Source organism: Natrialba sp. PRR66 (genome assembly GCF_034808065.1).
Lineage (GTDB): Archaea > Halobacteriota > Halobacteria > Halobacteriales > Natrialbaceae > Natrialba > Natrialba aegyptia.
This window is the reverse complement of sequence record NZ_JAXHGN010000302.1, coordinates 1-230: the sequence shown is the minus strand read 5'-3', so window position 1 is coordinate 230 and position 230 is coordinate 1. Positions and strand designations below refer to the sequence as shown.

Here is a 230-nt window from a genome sequence, read left to right as displayed (position 1 = left end):
CGGAACCACAACAAAAAAACAAAACCACACCGCTAAACAAAACAACCAAAACAACCCCCAAAAAAAAAAAAACCCCAAAAAAAAAAAAAAAAAAAAAAAAAAAAAAAAAAACCCCCCCCCCCCCCCCCCCCAAAAAAAAAAAAAAAAAAAAAACAAAAAAAAAAAAAAAACCCCCAAAAACCCCCCCCAACAAGAACCAAAAAGGAAAAAAAAAAGAAGCCCCCCCAACC

1 protein-coding gene is annotated in these 230 nt (G+C 34.8%); it reads left to right on the top strand.

Annotated features, from left to right (window positions below):
• A partial coding sequence (locus SM755_RS24715) for a hypothetical protein (protein ID WP_323174915.1) occupies positions 1-230 on the top strand: 230 nt, incomplete at both ends.